The sequence below is a fragment of the Thalassotalea coralli genome (assembly GCF_055786205.1).
Genome location: NZ_JBVVBK010000011.1, coordinates 34,596 through 53,201, shown reverse-complemented (window position 1 = coordinate 53,201; position 18,606 = coordinate 34,596). Strand labels below are relative to the sequence as shown.

16 protein-coding genes are annotated in these 18,606 nt (G+C 39.8%); 9 read left to right on the top strand and 7 right to left on the bottom strand.

Going from position 1 to position 18,606, the window contains the following annotated elements; translation table 11 throughout:
* Window positions 1-64: 64 nt before the first annotated feature.
* Entirely contained in the window at window positions 65-1,429 is a 1,365-nt protein-coding gene (locus tag ACOB80_RS20310) for an MFS transporter (RefSeq protein WP_473167709.1), read from the top strand.
* Between the two features lie 41 nt (window positions 1,430-1,470).
* Here ACOB80_RS20310 and ACOB80_RS20305 read toward each other — a convergent pair whose 3' ends face one another.
* Entirely contained in the window at window positions 1,471-1,935 is a 465-nt protein-coding gene (locus ACOB80_RS20305; RefSeq protein ID WP_473167708.1) for a hypothetical protein, read from the bottom strand.
* 148 nt (window positions 1,936-2,083) lie between these two features.
* Here ACOB80_RS20305 and ACOB80_RS20300 point away from each other — a divergent pair, with 148 nt between their 5' ends.
* The 3 genes from ACOB80_RS20300 to pssA all read left to right on the top strand — a co-directional run bounded on the left by ACOB80_RS20300 (window position 2,084) and on the right by pssA (window position 7,608).
* Window positions 2,084-4,138, top strand: coding sequence for an oxidoreductase (locus tag ACOB80_RS20300; RefSeq protein ID WP_473167707.1), 2,055 nt, complete (start codon window positions 2,084-2,086; stop codon window positions 4,136-4,138).
* Between the two features lie 154 nt (window positions 4,139-4,292).
* Complete coding sequence (locus tag ACOB80_RS20295; protein ID WP_473167706.1) at window positions 4,293-6,263, top strand: methyl-accepting chemotaxis protein; 1,971 nt, start codon at window positions 4,293-4,295, stop codon at window positions 6,261-6,263.
* 34 nt (window positions 6,264-6,297) lie between these two features.
* Complete coding sequence (pssA, locus tag ACOB80_RS20290; RefSeq protein WP_473167705.1) at window positions 6,298-7,608, top strand: CDP-diacylglycerol--serine O-phosphatidyltransferase; 1,311 nt, start codon at window positions 6,298-6,300, stop codon at window positions 7,606-7,608.
* Between the two features lie 74 nt (window positions 7,609-7,682).
* Here the strand turns inward: pssA and ACOB80_RS20285 are convergent, their stop codons facing one another.
* Together ACOB80_RS20285 and ACOB80_RS20280 are read right to left on the bottom strand one after the other, a co-directional pair.
* Entirely contained in the window at window positions 7,683-9,248 is a 1,566-nt protein-coding gene (locus ACOB80_RS20285) for an amidohydrolase family protein (protein WP_473167704.1), read from the bottom strand.
* 13 nt (window positions 9,249-9,261) lie between these two features.
* On the bottom strand, window positions 9,262-9,960 hold the full coding sequence (locus tag ACOB80_RS20280) for a 2OG-Fe(II) oxygenase (RefSeq protein ID WP_473167703.1): 699 nt from the start codon (window positions 9,958-9,960) through the stop codon (window positions 9,262-9,264).
* Window positions 9,961-10,042: 82 nt separating this feature from the next.
* Here ACOB80_RS20280 and ACOB80_RS20275 point away from each other — a divergent pair, with 82 nt between their 5' ends.
* From ACOB80_RS20275 to ACOB80_RS20255, 5 genes are all read left to right on the top strand, one after another.
* A complete protein-coding gene (locus ACOB80_RS20275; RefSeq protein ID WP_473167702.1) occupies window positions 10,043-10,453 on the top strand; it encodes an acyl-CoA thioesterase in 411 nt (136 codons plus the stop codon).
* A gap of 189 nt (window positions 10,454-10,642) precedes the next feature.
* Window positions 10,643-11,329, top strand: a complete 687-nt coding sequence (gene ssb / locus ACOB80_RS20270) for a single-stranded DNA-binding protein (protein WP_473167701.1) — start codon at window positions 10,643-10,645, stop codon at window positions 11,327-11,329.
* 546 nt (window positions 11,330-11,875) lie between these two features.
* Window positions 11,876-12,484, top strand: coding sequence for a hypothetical protein (locus ACOB80_RS20265; RefSeq protein ID WP_473167700.1), 609 nt, complete (start codon window positions 11,876-11,878; stop codon window positions 12,482-12,484).
* A gap of 18 nt (window positions 12,485-12,502) precedes the next feature.
* On the top strand, window positions 12,503-14,017 hold the full coding sequence (locus ACOB80_RS20260; RefSeq protein WP_473167699.1) for a hypothetical protein: 1,515 nt from the start codon (window positions 12,503-12,505) through the stop codon (window positions 14,015-14,017).
* A 224-nt stretch (window positions 14,018-14,241) separates the two neighbouring features.
* A complete protein-coding gene (locus tag ACOB80_RS20255; protein WP_473167698.1) occupies window positions 14,242-15,780 on the top strand; it encodes a serine hydrolase domain-containing protein in 1,539 nt (512 codons plus the stop codon).
* Window positions 15,781-15,960: 180 nt separating this feature from the next.
* Here the strand turns inward: ACOB80_RS20255 and ACOB80_RS20250 are convergent, their stop codons facing one another.
* The 4 genes from ACOB80_RS20250 to ACOB80_RS20235 all read right to left on the bottom strand — a co-directional run bounded on the left by ACOB80_RS20250 (window position 15,961) and on the right by ACOB80_RS20235 (window position 18,133).
* Window positions 15,961-16,587 carry a PEP-CTERM sorting domain-containing protein gene (locus tag ACOB80_RS20250; protein ID WP_473167697.1) on the bottom strand — a complete coding sequence of 209 codons (627 nt, stop codon included), beginning with the start codon at window positions 16,585-16,587 and terminating at the stop codon, window positions 15,961-15,963.
* Between the two features lie 305 nt (window positions 16,588-16,892).
* On the bottom strand, window positions 16,893-17,234 hold the full coding sequence (locus ACOB80_RS20245; protein WP_473167723.1) for an Imm26 family immunity protein: 342 nt from the start codon (window positions 17,232-17,234) through the stop codon (window positions 16,893-16,895).
* 18 nt (window positions 17,235-17,252) lie between these two features.
* Entirely contained in the window at window positions 17,253-17,465 is a 213-nt protein-coding gene (locus ACOB80_RS20240) for a hypothetical protein (protein ID WP_473167696.1), read from the bottom strand.
* 179 nt (window positions 17,466-17,644) lie between these two features.
* The gene (locus ACOB80_RS20235) at window positions 17,645-18,133 is read right to left on the bottom strand and encodes a hypothetical protein (protein ID WP_473167695.1); all 489 of its coding nucleotides are present in this window, start codon (window positions 18,131-18,133) and stop codon (window positions 17,645-17,647) included.
* Between the last annotated feature and the right edge of the window lie 473 nt (window positions 18,134-18,606).

Genomic DNA, 18,606 nt, shown 5'->3' with positions numbered 1-18,606 from the left:
TTGTAATGGTGATTCCCGTGGTAAACTAGCGCCGATTTTCTAGAGGTTAAGTAGTTAATAAGTAATGAGTCAGTCAGGTTTAAATCATATCGAGAAAAAGGCCGCGTTTTCGCTAGCAACCGTTTTTGGTTTGCGCATGTTGGGCTTGTTCATGATTTTACCCGTGTTTGCTATTTACGGTGAACAACTTGTCGGCTTTAGTCCTATTTGGATAGGTATCGCCATTGGCGCTTATGGCTTAACCCAAGCTTTATTACAAATTCCGATGGGGATTTTGTCAGACAAATTTGGCCGAAAGCCAGTAATTTTAGGCGGCCTAGTGGTATTTCTTATTGGTAGTATTGTCGCTGCTATGTCTGAGTCTATTTACGGTGTGGTTATAGGCCGAGCCTTGCAAGGCATGGGCGCGATAGCCAGCGCAGTACTTGCCTTAGCCGCAGATTTAACCCGAGAAGAGCAACGTCCTAAAGTGATGGCTACTATCGGTATGTTTATCGGTTTGTCGTTTACCGTCGCTATGGTGGTTGGCCCAATTGTGGCGGAAGCTTATGGCTTAGCTGGGTTATTTTGGTTCACTGCTATTCTTACCGTTGGTGCCATGTTTATGATCCAATTTATGGTGCCTTATTCAGTCAACAAAGCTCCACGTGGCGATAATGTTGCTTTACCAAACCAAATTATTACCTTGATTAAAGACGGGCAGTTGTGCCGCCTTAACATTGGTGTGTTTATTTTACACATGGTGCTAACGGCGTGTTTTGTTACCCTACCTAAACAGTTTGTTGCGTCAGGTTTAGCCCTTGAAGATCATTGGCAATTGTATTTACCAGCATTGCTTGGCTCATTTTTCTTGATGGTGCCGTTTATGATCATCGGCATTAAAAAGCAAAAAGAAAAGCAAATGTTTTCATCGGCAGTATTGTTGCTTGCGCTAACCTTGTTATTGCTTTGGGTATTGCCTACTTCTTTGTTTAGCTTAATTTTATTAGTGGTTCTTTTCTTCACCGCCTTTAATTACTTAGAAGCGACCATGCCTTCTATTCTTTCTCGTTTAGCACCTGCTGGTAAAAAGGGTAGCGTGATGGGCATCTTCTCAAGCAGCCAATTTATGGGCGCTTTTGTAGGTGGCTTATTGGGTGGCGTTATTGCCAGTCAGTTTGGTGAACAAACGATTTTCTTAGTGATGGCGTGTTTCGCGCTGTTGTGGTTTATCGCTGTTGCTGGTTTGAAACCGTTGAAAAAGTCTAAGAGTTATAGCTTTTCAACCACCATTAGCGACGACGAGCAAGCAGAGAAAATAGCCGAACAACTGATTAATCTACCTGGCGTTATTGAAGCAACCTTAGTGCAAAGCGAAGCGGTGGCTTACTTGAAGGTTGATGATAAGCAAGTGGACTTTCAGCAAGTTAAAGCACTTCTAAAGCCTTAATCAATACTACTTACCGCTCAGTTAAGTTTCATTATTTAAAGCTAAAGCACCTTCGCAATTTCATCTTGTTTAGTAAATTGCGGAGGCAATAGTATTTCCTCACCTTCTTCTTTATCCCACAACGCTTTAGCAAGCGGTGAACTTGGGGTGATCACCGTGACTTTATGTTCATCTATAGTCAGTGTTATTCCAGCCCCTGCTGGCGCGATGAAATAAAAGCTACTCTCGGACGATTCAAAGCTAAATAACGCGCCGGTTTCTATAAATTCGCTCTCTGCGATTACCATCTCTTTAATCGCGAGTAGATCTACTTTTAACTGCTCTACACGCGTTGAATGTCCATGAGCTAAATAAGCCGATTCTATGGCTAAAGTATCGTATTGAGTTTCTGCAACGGATTCATCGTCGGTCGCCGCTGCATGAGCGTTGTCGGCAGCAGTTTCTGCCTCGCCGATGGCTTTTTCTATTTCCGATAACAATTGCTGCTGAATGGCTTTTTTATCCAAGGAGATCAACCTCTTTGCTCTTGGTAATTCTACATATAAATAAACAATAGCATTTTACAATCTGACAGGTGTCAAAATAAAGCTTGAACTTTTATTAAACAGCAACTAACTTATAAGCAACTGGTTAGACCTTTTTTGAGAATTCACTATGTCGGTTACTGAACAATCTACTTCAACATCTCCTTTTCCTAAATTACTCGAACCTTTGGATTTGGGCTTTACGCAATTAGCAAATAGAACGCTAATGGGCTCTATGCATACTGGCTTAGAAGAAGAAAAGGGCGGTTTTGAAAAGCTAGCGGCTTTTTATCAAGAAAGAGCCAAAGGTGGCGTAGGTCTGATTGTTACTGGTGGTATCAGTCCAAATGCCCGTGGCCGATTAGCGCCTTTAGGGTGTCAGCTAAGTTACTTTTGGCAAGTGAAGAAGCACAAAATAGTCACTGAAGCTGTTCATAAATACCCAACCAAGATCTGCTTACAGCTTCTACATGCTGGTCGTTATGCCTACCACCCTTTTAATCAGTCAGCGAGTAAACTAAAAGCGCCGATTAACCCGTTCACACCAAGTGCGATGTCAGCAAGACAGATAAAGTCGACGATTAAAGATTTCGCTCATTCCGCCAAGCTTGCTGCTAAAGCTGGGTATGATGGTGTTGAGATCATGGGCTCTGAAGGTTATTTAATTAACCAATTTAGCTGTGTTCGTACCAATAAGCGTACCGATGAATGGGGTGGCAGTATCGAAAATCGTATGCGCTTAGCGTGCGAAATAGTAAAAGCCGTGCGAGAAAAAGTTGGCAAAGAATTTATTATTATCTTCCGTTTATCTATGCTCGATTTGGTCGAAGGGGGTAACGAGTGGCAAGATGTTGTCACTATGGCAAAGGCGATTGAACAAGCTGGCGCAACTATTATTAATACCGGTATCGGTTGGCATGAAGCCCGCGTACCGACAATCGCTACTTCAGTGCCAAGGGCTGCGTTTACTTGGATTACTGAGCGCATGAAAAAAGAAGTTAGCGTGCCCTTGGTAACAACTAACCGAATTAATACCCCTGAAGTAGCTGAGCAAGTGCTAGCAGATGGCCATGCGGATATGGTGTCGATGGCACGTCCGTTTCTTGCTGATGCTCACTTTGTTAATAAAGCGGCGGCTGATCAAAGTGAAGAAATTAATACCTGTATTGCGTGTAATCAGGCATGCCTAGACCATGTCTTTAAACAAAAACGCGCTTCTTGTTTAGTTAATCCACAAGCTTGCTATGAAACCGAACTGGTATTAGAGAAAACTAATGCGCCGCAAAAACTTGCTGTTATTGGTGCTGGTCCTGCCGGTTTAGCATTCAGCGTTTACGCTGCTCAGAAAGGCCATAGTGTGACTTTGTATGATCAAGCATCGGAAATTGGTGGTCAATTTAATGTTGCGAAACAAATTCCGGGCAAGGAAGAATTCTATGAAACCCTGCGCTATTTTGGTGTGCAACTTAAAAAGCATGAAGTTAATGTTCAACTGAATAGTCGCCAATCGGTCGAAAGCTTAAAAGAGCAAGGGTTTGACCATGTTGTGTTAGCAACAGGTATCGTGCCTCGCAAACTAAATATTGAAGGTTTTGATCACCCGAAAGTATTAAGCTATTTACAGGTACTTAAAGAAAAAGTACCAGTAGGAAATAAAGTCGCCATTATTGGTGCTGGTGGTATTGGTTTTGATGTTGGCTGTTACCTAGTTGAGCAAGAGCAATTGTCGCAAGACAAAGAGGCTTGGATGGAAAACTGGGGTGTTGATAAGCAATACAATGGTGGTGGTGCTCTGTTGGCTGCGCCAAAAGCTGCTGAAGTAAAACAAGCCAAAGAGATATATCTATTGCAGCGTAAAACAAGCAAAGTTGGTGCAGGTTTAGGTAAAACAACGGGTTGGATCCACCGCTCTACGTTAAAACACAATGGTGTGAATATGTATGCTGGCGTGAGTTATGAAAAAATTGATGACCAAGGGCTACACATTACCCATAACGGTGAAGCGAAAGTGCTCAACGTTGATAACGTGATTATCTGTGCAGGCCAAGAGCCAGAGCGTTCATTACAACAGGGTTTAGAAGATAGCGGTATCACTACGCATTTAATTGGTGGCGCAAATGTTGCGGCAGAATTAGATGCCAAACGTGCTATTCGTCAAGCATTAGAGCTGGCGATCTCAATATAACAACCCTTTTGAATAGCTAAATTAAAGCCGATTAAATTCTCGTAATTTAGTCGGCTTTTTTCTTTATTTTTCAAAAATATTGCTTATTTGAAAGGCAATGGCTATTTTTTGGGTCATAATCTGTTAAGAATAAATTCAATAATAAAGGTAAAAGATGAGTCTGCTGTTTTCACCTGCCATTGCATTATCAAATTCGATGCGCTTTAAAGCCAAGTTCACGCTATTGGCTTTGATGTTTTATTTGCCATTGATTGTTTCATTTATCTGGATTTTAGATGAACAGTTAGGCCTTATTGAACAATACGACCAAGAAATGCAGGGCGTTGAATTTATAGAGCAAATTGTCAAAGTAGAAAGACAAATTGCACAATCGCGCAGTGGTCAAGCGTCAAACAGTGGCGTTGAAAGCTTACTGAATAAATTGCAGAAATCTTTGAATCAAGCAGGCAACTATCAGCTTGTTAGCCGCCAAATTGGTGAACTAAATAGTTACTGGCAGGAACAGCAAGGTGACCTTGGTAATGAAAGCTTTTCGATTTACCAAGAGCTTTACCAACGCAGTTACTCGATCAGAGAAAACATTGCCGCACAAAGTGGCTTAACGCGCGAAAGTGATGCCAATGCCTTCTATTTTCTACAAATTGGTGAAGAGCGTTTACCACATTTAGCAGAATACGTATCGCGATTTGCCGATCTCACTCATATCATTATCGATGATGGTTTCAATGCGGAGCGATACACTTTGGTGGTGGCTTTAGAAAAGCGCGTGGCTGAATTTCGTGAGCAGCTTTTTAAATCGCTAACGCAATTAAAACGCGTTGCACCGAAAGAATACGCAAGCTATATCCGCCAAGGTGAAGCTATTTTAGAGCAAATTGAGAGCCTACAAACTACGTATAATCAGCAAGTTATTGAGCCAGACGATATTAGCTTGTCACTTTCGAGTGCAAAACAGCGTTCGTCTCAATTACTTGAAGAGATTGCTTCCTTTAAACAGCAAACCAATAAACACATTACCGGTAATTTAGAAGCCTTATCTTCGTCAAGCACACAGAATTTAATGTGGTTGTCTCTATTGATTATTTTTGTCGTGGTAGCGACAAGTTACTGGTTAATGGCCAGTTACTTTGCCCTTAAAAACAACGTGGCTGCGATCCAAAGCGCAGCAAAAAGTTTAGGTAATGGTGATTTTTCACATCAACTGTCTTTAAACTCTAAAGATGAATTTGGTGATATTGGTGAAAGCTTTAAACATATGCAAGGCAAAGTAGCCCAGTTACTTGAATTACTTCAGCAAGATGTTGCACGCTTAAGGGATGCATCAACTGATATCGATAAACTCACCGCTGATATGCAAAACACGATTGCGGCTCAACAATCTGAAACTCACGAGGTTGTTAGTGCGATTGGCGAGTTAACGGTATCAGTGAACTCTATAGCGGAAAATGCTGAAGAAGCTCAACAAGTCACTGAAACTGCGGATGAACACGTTACTCAAGGGCAAACCATTGTTCATGATACGGAAAGTGCAATTGAGAGCCTTTCTCAAGAAGTTAACCACTCAGCGGAAATCATTAATCAGCTAGCGAAAAATAGCTCTGAAATCGGTGGATTTGTGGATGTTATTCGTGAAATTGCGGACCAAACCAATTTACTTGCATTAAATGCTGCGATTGAAGCAGCGCGTGCAGGTGAGCAAGGTCGAGGCTTCGCGGTAGTTGCTGATGAAGTAAGAACACTCGCAAGCAGAACACAGGAAGCGACAGGTGAAATTCAACGAATTATTAGCGAACTGCAAGATGGTGCTAACCAATCTGTAGATGCTATGAAACAAGGCGTAGAAACGGCAGAACAGGGCGTTGAGAAAACCGCTCAGGTACACAGCGCATTTTCTGAAGTAGCTAAAAATGTTCACAATATTGTGGAAGCAACACAAGAAATCTCTGCCGCTGTTGCTGCTCAAAGGGAGCGAGTACTTACTATAGACAGTAATACCAGCAACATCGCACAAGGTGCTGATGAGATGGTTAGCTCTGCGAAAAAAGCGTCAGAAACGGGCAGTCATGTGTCACAATTAGCCGATGAAATTGCAACACAACTTGATCAGTTCACGTTAGGTCAATAAACTGCGCGTATTAAAACGTTTTGTGGAAGTACATATGACAATGGCTCAGTTTGGCCTTGCGGCAGAAGATGTTAGCATCTTGGAATCGCCTAAGGCTTATTATCGCCAATTAAAACAACTGATTACCGAATCTTCATCTCGCATTTATATTAGTGCCTTGTACCTGCAAGATGATGAAGTAGGGCGTGAAATATTACACTTGTTGTACCAGCAAAAACAACAACACCCACAAATGGATGTGTCAGTTTTTATTGATGACCATCGTGCGCAGCGTGGCTTAATCGGTGAGAAAGAAAGTTTAGGTAATAGAGAGCTATATCAAGAAGTTGCTAAACAGTACCAAGAGCCAATTAACATTTTCGGTGTTCGTGTAAAGCGTAAAGAGCTATTAGGTGTTTTGCATTTAAAAGGCATGATCTTCGATGATGTTGTGCTTTATACCGGTGCCAGCATTAATAATGTTTATTTGCATCATGGTGATAAATATCGATTAGATAGGTATTACGTAATTAAGCATGCAGGCTTAGCTGACAGTTTATGTAATTACCTTGCCAACACTTTTATCAATACAGGGTGTGCTAATAATCTTTCTTCTGACGAGTTAATGACCTTACCTCAACAAAAAAGATTAAGTAAAACAACGCTTAAAGCTATTAAGCGCAACCAGTATCAAGTCGCGAATGAAGCTGCAAATGAATTGGCTATTACGCCTATCGTGGGTTGCGGCAAAAGACGTAATGCACTTAATGTAGCTTGTACGCAACTGATCAAACAAAGTACAGATACGATTACCATTATCACACCGTATTTTAATTTGCCTGGGCCAATTTTAAGAGCACTTCGCCGTGCGATGAAACGTGGTGTTAAGGTAACTTTAGTGGTTGGTGACAAGTGTGCGAATGACTTTTTTATTCCAGAAGATAAACCGTTTACCACTATCGGTATCGTGCCATATATCTACGAACAAATTTTGCGTCGTTTCTTAGTGAAAAAACGCCACTTTATCGAGCGGGGCTTGTTAACGATTAAGCTATGGCAAGATAAAGGCAATAGTTATCATGCTAAAGGCCTTATCGTTGATGAAAAATACCACTTAGTTACCGGTAGCAACCTAAACCCTAGAGCTTGGGGCTTAGATATTGAAAATGGTTTATTGATCACCGATGAAAATAAGCTTTTGTGGCCGCGTGTAGAAGAGGAGTTGGCGGGTATACTAGAGCATGCTCATCAAGTGACAGATTATCAACAATTGCCCGCAATTACTGATTATCCAGAAAAACCGAGTAAACTTTTACGTCGATTATCTATGTCGAAAATTGACCGCGTACTGCAGCGCTTTTTATAAAGTTCAAGATTTTATGCGTTTAACAAAAAAGGCTTATCATTGAGATAAGCCTTTTTTGTTGGAAAGTTAGCGTACTAGTTTGCTTTTTTAGCGTCCGCTTCTTTTGCTTGCTTAACGATTTCCCGTACTTCGCTTAATAGTTCTTTTGCATCGTAAACGATACCGTCTTTAATGGTGTAATTTACCCCACCTTGGCGCACAGGTTTGTTGTTGTCATCTAACTTAAAGTGACCTGTTCCATACAACACTTTAAAGTTTCTCAACGGGTTGTCTTTGACGATCACTAAATCGGCTTTTTTACCGACACGAATAGAGCCAATCTCATCGTCTAAGCCGAGTGCCTGAGCACCATTTATCGTTGCAGATTCGATAACCTCTAAGGCATTAAAGCCCGCTTCGCGTAAAAGTTCCAATTCGCGAATGTAACCAAAGCCATAGATTTTGAAAATGTAGCCAGAATCAGAGCCTGTGGTAACGCGTCCGCCATGATTTTTATAATCATTGATAAAGCTCATCCAAAGTTGGTAGTTCTTCTTCCAGGCGATTTCATCATCGGTTGTCCAATCAAACCAGTAAGAGCCATGTGCATAACGATTAGGTTGGAAAAACTCCCATAGGGTTGGCAAGGTGTAATCTTGATGCCAGTCGGCATTCATTTCACGCATTAAATCACGACTCGCTTCATATATGGTCATAGTTGGATTAATAGTGAAATCCAGTTTGATTAATTCGTCACGTACTTGTTGCCAATGTTCGCTGCCAGGTTCAGCGGCTTGAAGCCATAAACGTCCAGCTTCGCCGAATCTGTCTTGCTCGTTGTTATAGTTGTAATCAGGCGAGTAGTTTTGAATATGTTGATGTTCAAATAATGCTTCAGGTAAACCGTACCAGTGTTCCATCGACGTTAAGCCTAAGCGGGCAGAGTCAACAACATTCATGTTGGTTACTTCTAACTGTGCATGATGCATCATGGTGCCCAAGCCTTGCTTTTTCGCTTCACTGATTGCCGCAGCCATAATCTTAGGTTGCGCGCCGAAAAACTTGATGCCTTTAGCACCGCGTTTGGCAATATGCTGTACCCATTTCTTTGCTTGTTCTGGTGTGGTAATTGGACCTTTATGCTCCATACCAAAACCCACATAAGGGATAATTCTTGGCGCGGCAATTGAGTTGTCTTTACTACGCTTTACGTGATCCATCACCCAATCGACACCATTAAAGCTGCCAGCTTCGCGCACTGTAGTAATACCGTGTGCTAGCCATAACTTAAACACGTATTCAGCTGGAATATTGTCAGCACTACCGCCAATGTGAGCATGCATATCAACAAAGCCAGGCAATATGTATTGGCCTTCAACATTTAACTCAATATCACCTTTTCTAGCTTTAGGCCGATAATTCGCTTTAATTGGTACCCCAGGGTTGCCAACGCTAGCAATACGAACAATTTTGTCGTTCTCTATTACGATGTCGACTGGGCCACGGGCTGGCGCACCTTCACCATTGACTATGGTGCCACCACGAAGAATAAGCCTTTTGTATGGGCCTTCACCTGTGGTTCTTTCAGGCGCTTTCTTTCCGGCATCTGCAAATGCCAGCATGCTTGTAAGCGTGCAGAGTAAGATCAGTATTTTCTTCATGGTTATTCTCATGTTAGCCATTGGTGTAAATTTGTTTCGCAGGGTTATACAGCATCCAAGACGTTAAAACGTACTTATCATTTGAACGCGGAATGTTTCCTCTATGAGTATGCGTAAAACCACACGGTGCGATAATCATAGTTCCTGCCTTAGGCTTAATGCTGCGTTCTTGGTAGAAAAAGTCAGTTTCACCACCTTCTTCAATGTCATTTAAATAGATGATAAATAGCAGCATACGATGCAACGCATTGTTTTCACCTACTTCTGGGAATATTTCTGAGTGCCAGTACTGGTAATTGCCTTTATTTTTCTCATATTTTTGCGCATTAATTGGCGCAAGCCTAAACAGATAACGAACGAGATTAAACAAGTTACCTTCGGTAACTTCTTCGAAGTTCTCGGCAGTTAGTTGCACTGGCTGTTTCGTTTTAGGGTGAGTAACGACAAGAGATATGCCACTGATCAAACTAAAGTAATACTTCTTAATGTAAGCGAGTAAATTGTCGGTGCAAGCTTGATGAATGACTTTTAATGCTGGATGAAACTCTTCATGTTCAGGTAGATAGATGTCTTGGCTGAGCTTTTTCGACTCATCAACACCTCCACCAGTGCGTCCTTTATTTTTGTGTGGACTTTGCTCAAAAGAGGCGATAAATTCTTGGCAAAATTCTTTAGACAAGGTGTTTGGGTATACTTCAATAAAGTCTGTCATTTGTATGTGTGAACTGCGTTCAATTGTTATAGACCAACTGAAGTGTACAAAGGATCATGTCTTCACTGCAAATCGAGTTCATATGACAGCTAAATATTTTAGTGACACGTTCAAGCCAAGGTTCAGCGATACTGATGCTTTGGGGCACATTAATAACACTATGGTTCCTGTGTGGTTTGAAGGTGCCAGAGATGACGTATTTAAATGGTTCACGCCAGATTTAGATTTAACAAAATGGCGCTTAATTCTGGCGAAAATAGACGTGACTTTTCATCTACAAATGTATTACGAATTTCCGATGGAAGTACGCACTTATGTTAGTCGAATTGGTGGCTCTTCTTTTGACGTATGGCAAGAGCTTTGGCAAAACGATAAATGTGTAGCTTCCGGTACGGCGGTGATGGTTCATTTTAATTACGATGAACAAAAAGCTGAGAAAATTCCGGCAGATATCGTTGAAAAAATGTCGGATTACTTAAAGAAAGTAAATTGATGCTATCGCTAGACAAAGAGCAGTGATAGAATGGATCTCTTTCGATTAAATTGATAAGCGCAAGGCGCGAGGCTTTTATTTAAAGGCCTAAATTATCAATAAGTTACCAACTTTACTAACGTTAACTTCGCCCAAATCGATGAGAGTCGACAAGTTAAACGTTAACTAGATACTGAGTGAGATTTTTACATGGCCAGTCGCGGGATTAATAAAGTCATTATCGTTGGAAACCTAGGACAAGATCCTGAGGTACGTTTTATGCCAAATGGTAGTGCTGTTGCTAACTTTACTGTTGCTACTTCTGAAACTTGGAAGGACAAGCAAACAGGTGAGCAAAAAGAGAAAACCGAGTGGCATCGTATTGTAATTTATCAACGTTTGGCTGAAATTGCTGGCGAGTACCTGAAAAAAGGCTCAAAAGTTTATTTAGAAGGTCGTCTGCAAACACGTAAGTGGCAGAACCAACAAGGTCAAGATCAGTACACAACTGAAATTGTTGCCAATGAAATGCAAATGCTAGATTCGCGTGGCCAAGGTCAAGGTGGCGGTTTCCAAGCGTCTGCTCCACAGCAGCAAGGTGGTTACCAACAGTCTGCTCCACAGCAACAAGGTGGTTTCCAACAATCTGCTCCACAGCAACAAGGTGGTTTCCAACAACAGTCTGCTCCACAGCAACAAGGTGGCTTCCAACAACAGTCAGCTCCACAGCAGCAAGGTGGCGGTTTCCAACAACAATCTGCTCCACAGCAGCAAGGTGGTTTCCAGTCACAAGGTGGCCCACAAGGTCAACAAGGTGGCTTCCAGCAACCTAAGCAAGCACCTAAGGTAAACCCACAAGAACCATCTATCGACTTCGATGACGATATTCCGTTCTAAATAGCTATTTAACAGCTAAACGATTTTTAAGAACCCAGCTACATGCTGGGTTTTTTACGTTAACAATTTAAAGTGAAAAAGTGCGAGCTTTAATTATAAATTCACAGTATTTGCAATACTGGAGATCTGTAGTTTCAGCCGATAAAGCGAGATGAACTCATTCATCTTGACTACTGCGAACTCTTAACATTGTGGCATTCCAAACAGCTCTCTTGGTACGCTAACCAGCCTTATTTTTTCTGGTGATATTTATTGCGAGGTCATGCTTGATATATATGGGAAGGTAGAGGGTAATCAATCTATTTTGGATTGCATGGTGCTTGGTTGTATACAGCAATAACAAGAGCGGAAATAGAAATTCATATTGTTTCTAGCAAAGAGATATTAAGTCATAGTGTTAAATCCATCAGTAACTCCCATAAAAGGCGGAGTTATTTACATGAATTAATAATGTGACCTGAATTAAAAAATTGCTTACTTATCAATTGTTATGATATTAAAAAAGTAATTTCTTTCAAATACAAACTTAAGTAAAGAGGATGTTTTATGAGTTTTTGGAAAGTATTAGGTGGTGCAGCCGCTGGAGTTGCTTGTGTGGTTGCGTTGCCTGTTGCGGGTCCTGTAGGAGCAATTACGGCCGCTGGGGCGGCTATTGCAGGTGGGGTTGGTGCAACGGCAGGAGGAATTGCTTCTGCAATGGACGATAGTGAAGAGCAAGCAGAAAAACGTGGAGCTAGAAGCGCAGCGGCTAAATATGACAAAAAGTATGAAAAACTTGAGGCTGCGTTTAATGACGCTGAAAGTAGGCTGAGTGAATCAGAAGACTATTTTAAATTAATAATAGCTATGGAAGCCGTTGGGTTAGCTTGTGCGGCTTGTGATGGTGAAATTGCTCCTGAAGAACGCCAAGAAATAGACGAATTTATTGCCGGAATATCTTCTAGTGAATTACCTTCCAATGTAAAAAGAGAGATTGAAGCTATCGCTAACAACCCTCCGAATATAACAACTGCGTTCCAGCTTGCTTCTAACGTAGGTCTAGATTCTTTTGATCTGTTTAATGAAATTATAGAAGTAGTAATGCACGCTGATGGGTATGTGCATGAAAATGAGCAAGACTTTGTGAATGCATGGAATGAATTAGTAGCAGCTTAATAAGCAAGGAGGTTTTTAATGTCTAGTAGAGCGGAACGCTATAAGCAGAGAAAAAATATTCGCAATGCGTATCAAGAAACAGCTCACATGAAGGAGTTATCTAACTCAGCTCCAGTTAGGCGTTTGTTAGCTCAGGAACCAGATACTGAATTTGTTGAAAGAGTACTGAAAAAAGATGTTCCGACCTACAACCTCAAAGTGTCCCAAGAGGAGGTTATAGAATCTTTAGAGCTTATTGATAGACAATTCACCAAGGATAAATACGATACACTATTCGAGTCCAGTAGAGAGGTATTGATAGAGCAATTGCTAGCTCCTCTGAAGTTAAGTCGATCTGATCTGGCAAAGGTAGATAGGGATTTCAAATATGATAGAGACGATTATACCAAGTCGCCTTCAACCATCGGTGGAGACGGTATTTCATTTGACGCTCAAAGAAAACAAACTAGGGATAAAGCTATAACCTCAGATGGGAAAATACAGGATGTAAATACAGGACTTTACCATGATGCTTCAGAAATGGATTTAGATCATAACAAGCCTCTTAAATCATTTCATGATGGAGGCGGCTTTATGTTGACTGATGAAGAAAAGAGACAGTTTGGCTCAGACCCTGATAACCATGACTTTACTCACCGAAGTATAAATAGGTCGAAAGGAGACCAAGATCACAAAGACTTTGTTGATAAGTCAGGTAATGATGATATCGATAAAAGACGAAGTAATGCAGCTCACGAGAGAGGAGAGAAAGCAGCAGAAAAATATGTTCCTTCGAATAAAGTTGAAAAGACAGCGTTTGTTGCAAAAAGAGCTGCGGAAGATGGCGTTAAAGTAGGCGCCGCCCAAGGCTTACAGCAGGCTTTGGGTGCTCTAATATCAGAATTCATATCTGCATCTTATTCCGAAGTCAAAGATATATTTGATAATGGTTGGAAGAACGGGAAATACGATGTTTCATGGGTTGATGCTTTAGTCACTCGATTAAATAACATTAAAAGTAAATTATTATCTAAATGGAAAAATGTTGTAGAGGCTTTTGCTACCGGTGCATTGTCAGGTTTTTTATCAGCTATCATCACGGCTTTGATTAATATGTTTGTCCGCACCGGGAAAAATATAGTGAGATTAATTAGAGAAGGCTTTGTCTCATTAATGAAAGCACTGAAGACATTTATATTTCCACCGGAAGGCTTAACGCCTAAGCAAGCGGCTCATGAAGCAACAAAAGTTCTAGCGACTGGTTTAGTTGTCAGTGGAAGTATATTAGCAGGCGAATCTATAGCTACTATGTTAAATGGGATACCGTTTGCCGATACCATCTCAATGGTATTGACAGGAATGATTTCAGGACTGGGTTCCCTCTTTGTCGTATTCATGATTGATAAATTGGACCTTCTAGGTGTAAATAAAAATGAGAGACATGATTTCATTATGGGAAAACTAGAATCTAGAATTGAGCTTAATGTTGAAAAAATTGAAGCTTCAATAGAGAGATTAAACCTAAGCTACTCAGAGAAAATAATGCAAAGTTAACTGATATTAGCCGCATGGATGAATGTATACCGCTGATGGACTCAGCGTAAATTATTAACATTTAAAAGTGTAAATATAAGCACGTATTAAAGCTAAAACATTTATTAAGAACTCAGCTACACGCTGGGATTTTTGTGCCTAAACATTCTTTTTCATCTCAGTTTGCATCCAAACCTTACTTATTTGTATCTAGTTAATTAAATGAAGTTAATTAGGTACAAATGATGAAAAAATTATCAGTATTCTTGTGTAGTGCTCTTTTTTCTGTGGGAAGTGTTCAAGCGAACGAACGGGCTGATTCAGTTTTTTCAACGCTAGAAAATAATATCAATCAAACTAAGTCTCTTGCGGGGCTTTCTTCCGGAACTTCAATTGCGGTTATCCAAGGTGATAGTGTCATTTATGCTGGCAATTTTGGTTATGCAGACATACTCAATAACGTAAAAGCGAGCAGTGATACGCCGTACTATATTGCGTCCGCAACAAAGCCGTTTATAGCGCTAAATGTGTTACTTGATCAAGACGCTGGCAAGCTAAAGTTAGAAACAACACTGGCAAGTATGTTTCCTACACTAACAGTAGATGGCTTAGATACTGCCAATGTACAGGTTAAGCATTTAATGACACATACCAGTGCTCTCAATAATTCTCCGTTAGTATTAGCTACCGCATACAGTGGTGAACATTCGCCAACTCGCTTAAAAGACATGGTGTATGAACACACAATAAAGGATAAACACCCAGTAGGTGATTTTGACTATACCAATGTCGGTTACAACGTTTACAGTGTGTATGCTGATGAATACTTTAGTGAGCCTTGGCAAAAGCGCCTACAAAACAACGTGTTTAGCCCTCTTAATACTACAAATACCTCTGCAACCAGAACGTATTTTGAAGGCAAACAAGTGAAGGTAGCTAAACCCTATTCGTTAATGGTTGCGCCGTTGAATAAGCCTCTTTATCTGGAGAAACAAGATCAAACGATGCATGCCGCAGGTGGAATGTACGCGAGTGCCAATGACTTAGCGAAATTTGTTATTGCGCAGTTAAACGAAGGAAAAGTTGATGGTAAACAGGTCTTTCCTGAACATGTAATTAAGCAATCACAACAACAACAAGTAACAACTGAACGTAACTACATGGACTTCAAACGTGATGGCTATGCGTGGGGTTGGTACACAGGAGAATACAAAGGCGAGCGCATGTTACATCATTTTGGCGGCTTTGCTGGAGCGCATGCACATGTGTCATTTATACCGGAGAAAAAGATTGGCTTAGTTGTATTAAACAATGAAGATTTTCTGAGTAGTAAAATGACCAGTCTGATTGCAGATTACGTTTACGGTATTTTGCTAAATGAGGACAATGTTGCTGAAAAAGTAACGACTAGATTTACTCATCTTAATAGCAAAGTAGCAAACATAGATAAGATGTTGGCAAAACAGCAAGCCAAGATTGCCAGCCGTAAAATGAATCTATCTTTGCCTGCTGAGTCTTATCAAGGTCATTATCAACATCCATTACTTGGCTCTGTGTATGTTAATGCAGATAGTACCGATAGCGTAACAATAACCTGGGGCGTAATGCAGTCGAAAGCGCAAGGCTTTAACAAGCTAGACAAAGTGCGTGTTACGCTGAATCCTACTTCAGGAGAAGTGATAACTTTCACTTTAGATGAGCTAAATAAACAGGTCGTTGGCTTAACGTATGACGGTAATGTGTTTGCAAAGAGCAAAGCCTTGAAGGTAGCTTCTAACAACTAGCGTAATATGAATAAGCGTTAGCTTGTTTTGTCAGATTCGACTAATACAACTTAATCGAATCTGGCAGTCTTTACTGTGCCAACAACTATCATTCGTAATGCTAAAATAAGCGGAAAATAACAGTTTGGCTATAATATGAGAAGCGCGAGCCAATTGTTATTTTTCCGTTTGAGTGCTTTGTTAAGTGTATTTATGGTGAAATAGTCGACGACTGCTTAAACCCAAAATAGCACATACAAATAAAATTAAACTTGAAGGCTCCGGAACGGGAGTAGATAACGTCCAGTCAGCATATACTTTCCAGTCAACTCGAGCGCTATACAATAAACTTGAATCGCTAAAGTCATACAACCCTGAAAAAAGAGCAATAAAGTCTGCTGAGTCTCCATTTTGATTAACTACACCAGAAGAATTTGTATACGTATTAGTAATATCTACAGCATATGGGGTCAAAATACTACATTCATTAAGGTAACTACACCCAAAGATTTGGTCTGGATTATAATCGTAGCCTGAAGACGGATTCTGGCTAAATAATTGATTTAGTAAAGCGAGGGAAAATAAATCAGCTTCTTCTTTACTATTGGCGTCAAACGAATGGAGTGGACTGAATATTTCTTCGATTGAACCTTCCCTAAAGAGAACATCATAAAATGTACCATTTACGTCAATGTTTGATGCTCCAATTAGTTCCCCTGTATTAGTATCGATATTTAAAATCAAACTTGCGTTTGCCGAACTAGTAAAGGCTAGACTGACGAAAAAAAACACTTTTATAAATAAGCTATATATATTATTGTTTTTCATAATATTTTCCTTAATTCACTATTGTTAAGCTCGCAAAGCAAAAGTTACACCAAGAAATTTAAGTTATATATTTCAATGTATTACAAAGCACAAGATTACATTTTGCAAATTAGATGTAAAATTACCTGACAGTTAAAGTTTTGTTTACCTGAGTGTGATATTAAACCTAGTTCAACTAAGACACTTAACGCCCCATCCATCATTGACTTGTTATGTTGCGCCTAATGACTAATGTAGTGTTCAGCGAGCCTTTCAATTATGTGGCAAGGTTCCCATGATGCAGCAACTTCTAAATTCTGACATTCTTATTCCGTTGCTGGCGATTCATTCATCCATGTGTGATCCAATATGTTGTAATTTCCATTTATAGGGTCTTTTTTGTAATAGATCGGATAAGTTTTGAATTTTTCATCCAACTCAATGTGACCTACTAGAGGCCAGCCATTTTTTCCTATTGCGTAATTCATTACAGAAATTTCAAACAAATTAGGTAAATCAGAAATTTGTTCAGGAGTTAATTTTTCGGTGTTGCAATAATCCATAATTGCCAACCTTTCCGTAATAGTAACTACTCCATAGCAATACCTGTCGTTATTAAAAGGTATTTCTACATAATTTCCTGGAGTCCAATGTCCACTATTAAACAGCTTGTTAGGTGCTGACTATCAAAATGCATATTTATCTTCCGCACACTTCAAATGCAACACAAGCTTATCTTTGCCAATCTCAGCAACAATAAATGAGCTGTATATCAAGTTGTAATCTGGGTGTGGAGAGAAAAAGTGAAATTGATTTCCTTCTTCATTAACTTCCAACAGTTCACCGTTCCTAAAATTCTGATATAGGGTATCAGCGCTTAATGGCTTTTTAAAGCTCATACATGTTGCGTAGAGCTTTTTCACCTCTGAATTAGTACAACTTGTTAAAAACAACGTGAATAAAAGTATTACTATACGCATAGGCACCTAACGCCTTACTAACGGGCGTATAAATGCTTGGCTAAAATTAGCGACGAAGGAGCACAAGCCAAGCGTTTTGCGTCCTTTTGAGTAACTTGTTATGTTTCAAACTCTTCAGTAATTGAATCATCTATGCAACTCGCAGTTAATTCAAATGATTTAGGAGGCTCTGTAACCCTTAAAGCAAATACTTGATTCGGTTTTAGAAAACCACCTTCAACTACACATTGATTGTCAGTACCACACTTGCCTATTTCAGCATAATATAGTGGTGGCAGCTCAATACGTTTATCAATTATGTATGCATTAGATAAAACCGATTCTTGATACTGAATAATATGCTCAACTTTTTTAAATGTATTTGGATAATGTATTTTGAACTCTGCACATGGCGCTTCTCCACCATTATATGTGACAACTCGAATTTCTTTATCAGACAAGTTTGCAATTTTGAGTACTAAATCTGGTGATTTAGGGACATCTCTAAGTGAATACGCAGTTATACAAAGAGCAATAAAGCTTAATGTCATACCAAATATTGCTGCAAAAGATGCAATTTGATCTTTTTTGTCTGATAAGAAGCTCATACTACCTCTGAAAACATAACAATTTAATAGTGCACAAATCGCGCATATTTCTGATTTGCAATCGCGTACTTTTCTGAAAATGTTATTTTTAACAAAGTTGATAACTCATTGCTATCCTTATTAAAAGTAAATGTTATTAATTTTTTGAGAAAGATAAAAGTGCGCAACTTGCGCATTTTCCTGAATATGGGGGAAAGTTTTTATTTCAAAGGATTAACAGTAAGGAGTGCAAAAAATTTAAACGTCCGCTGTTCGCTCGTAACAGTCTGTTAGGCGAAGTCTAAACTCATTCAAACTACCTTAAGATTTGAGCTAATGCTTTAGAATATTGCTGTGTGTTAAATCTTGTTTCGATCCTTTTTCATTCTCTTGAAATTGATTTAGTGAATAAAAAATTCATTTTATTAACTCATTGTTTCAAATATAAATTATCACTTTCTTTTCGACATTTTTCTTTCGTTTCTCTTTGAAGA

Coding starts and splice junctions, on each gene's coding strand:
- ACOB80_RS20310 (WP_473167709.1), top strand. CDS start 65: ATGAGTCAGTCAGGTTTAAATCATATCGAGAAAAAGGCCGCGTTTTCG.
- ACOB80_RS20300 (WP_473167707.1), top strand. CDS start 2,084: ATGTCGGTTACTGAACAATCTACTTCAACATCTCCTTTTCCTAAATTA.
- ACOB80_RS20295 (WP_473167706.1), top strand. CDS start 4,293: ATGAGTCTGCTGTTTTCACCTGCCATTGCATTATCAAATTCGATGCGC.
- pssA (WP_473167705.1), top strand. CDS start 6,298: ATGACAATGGCTCAGTTTGGCCTTGCGGCAGAAGATGTTAGCATCTTG.
- ACOB80_RS20285 (WP_473167704.1), bottom strand. CDS start 9,248: ATGAAGAAAATACTGATCTTACTCTGCACGCTTACAAGCATGCTGGCA.
- ACOB80_RS20280 (WP_473167703.1), bottom strand. CDS start 9,960: ATGACAGACTTTATTGAAGTATACCCAAACACCTTGTCTAAAGAATTT.
- ACOB80_RS20275 (WP_473167702.1), top strand. CDS start 10,043: ATGACAGCTAAATATTTTAGTGACACGTTCAAGCCAAGGTTCAGCGAT.
- ssb (WP_473167701.1), top strand. CDS start 10,643: ATGGCCAGTCGCGGGATTAATAAAGTCATTATCGTTGGAAACCTAGGA.
- ACOB80_RS20265 (WP_473167700.1), top strand. CDS start 11,876: ATGAGTTTTTGGAAAGTATTAGGTGGTGCAGCCGCTGGAGTTGCTTGT.
- ACOB80_RS20260 (WP_473167699.1), top strand. CDS start 12,503: ATGTCTAGTAGAGCGGAACGCTATAAGCAGAGAAAAAATATTCGCAAT.
- ACOB80_RS20255 (WP_473167698.1), top strand. CDS start 14,242: ATGAAAAAATTATCAGTATTCTTGTGTAGTGCTCTTTTTTCTGTGGGA.
- ACOB80_RS20250 (WP_473167697.1), bottom strand. CDS start 16,587: ATGAAAAACAATAATATATATAGCTTATTTATAAAAGTGTTTTTTTTC.
- ACOB80_RS20240 (WP_473167696.1), bottom strand. CDS start 17,465: ATGAGCTTTAAAAAGCCATTAAGCGCTGATACCCTATATCAGAATTTT.
- ACOB80_RS20235 (WP_473167695.1), bottom strand. CDS start 18,133: ATGAGCTTCTTATCAGACAAAAAAGATCAAATTGCATCTTTTGCAGCA.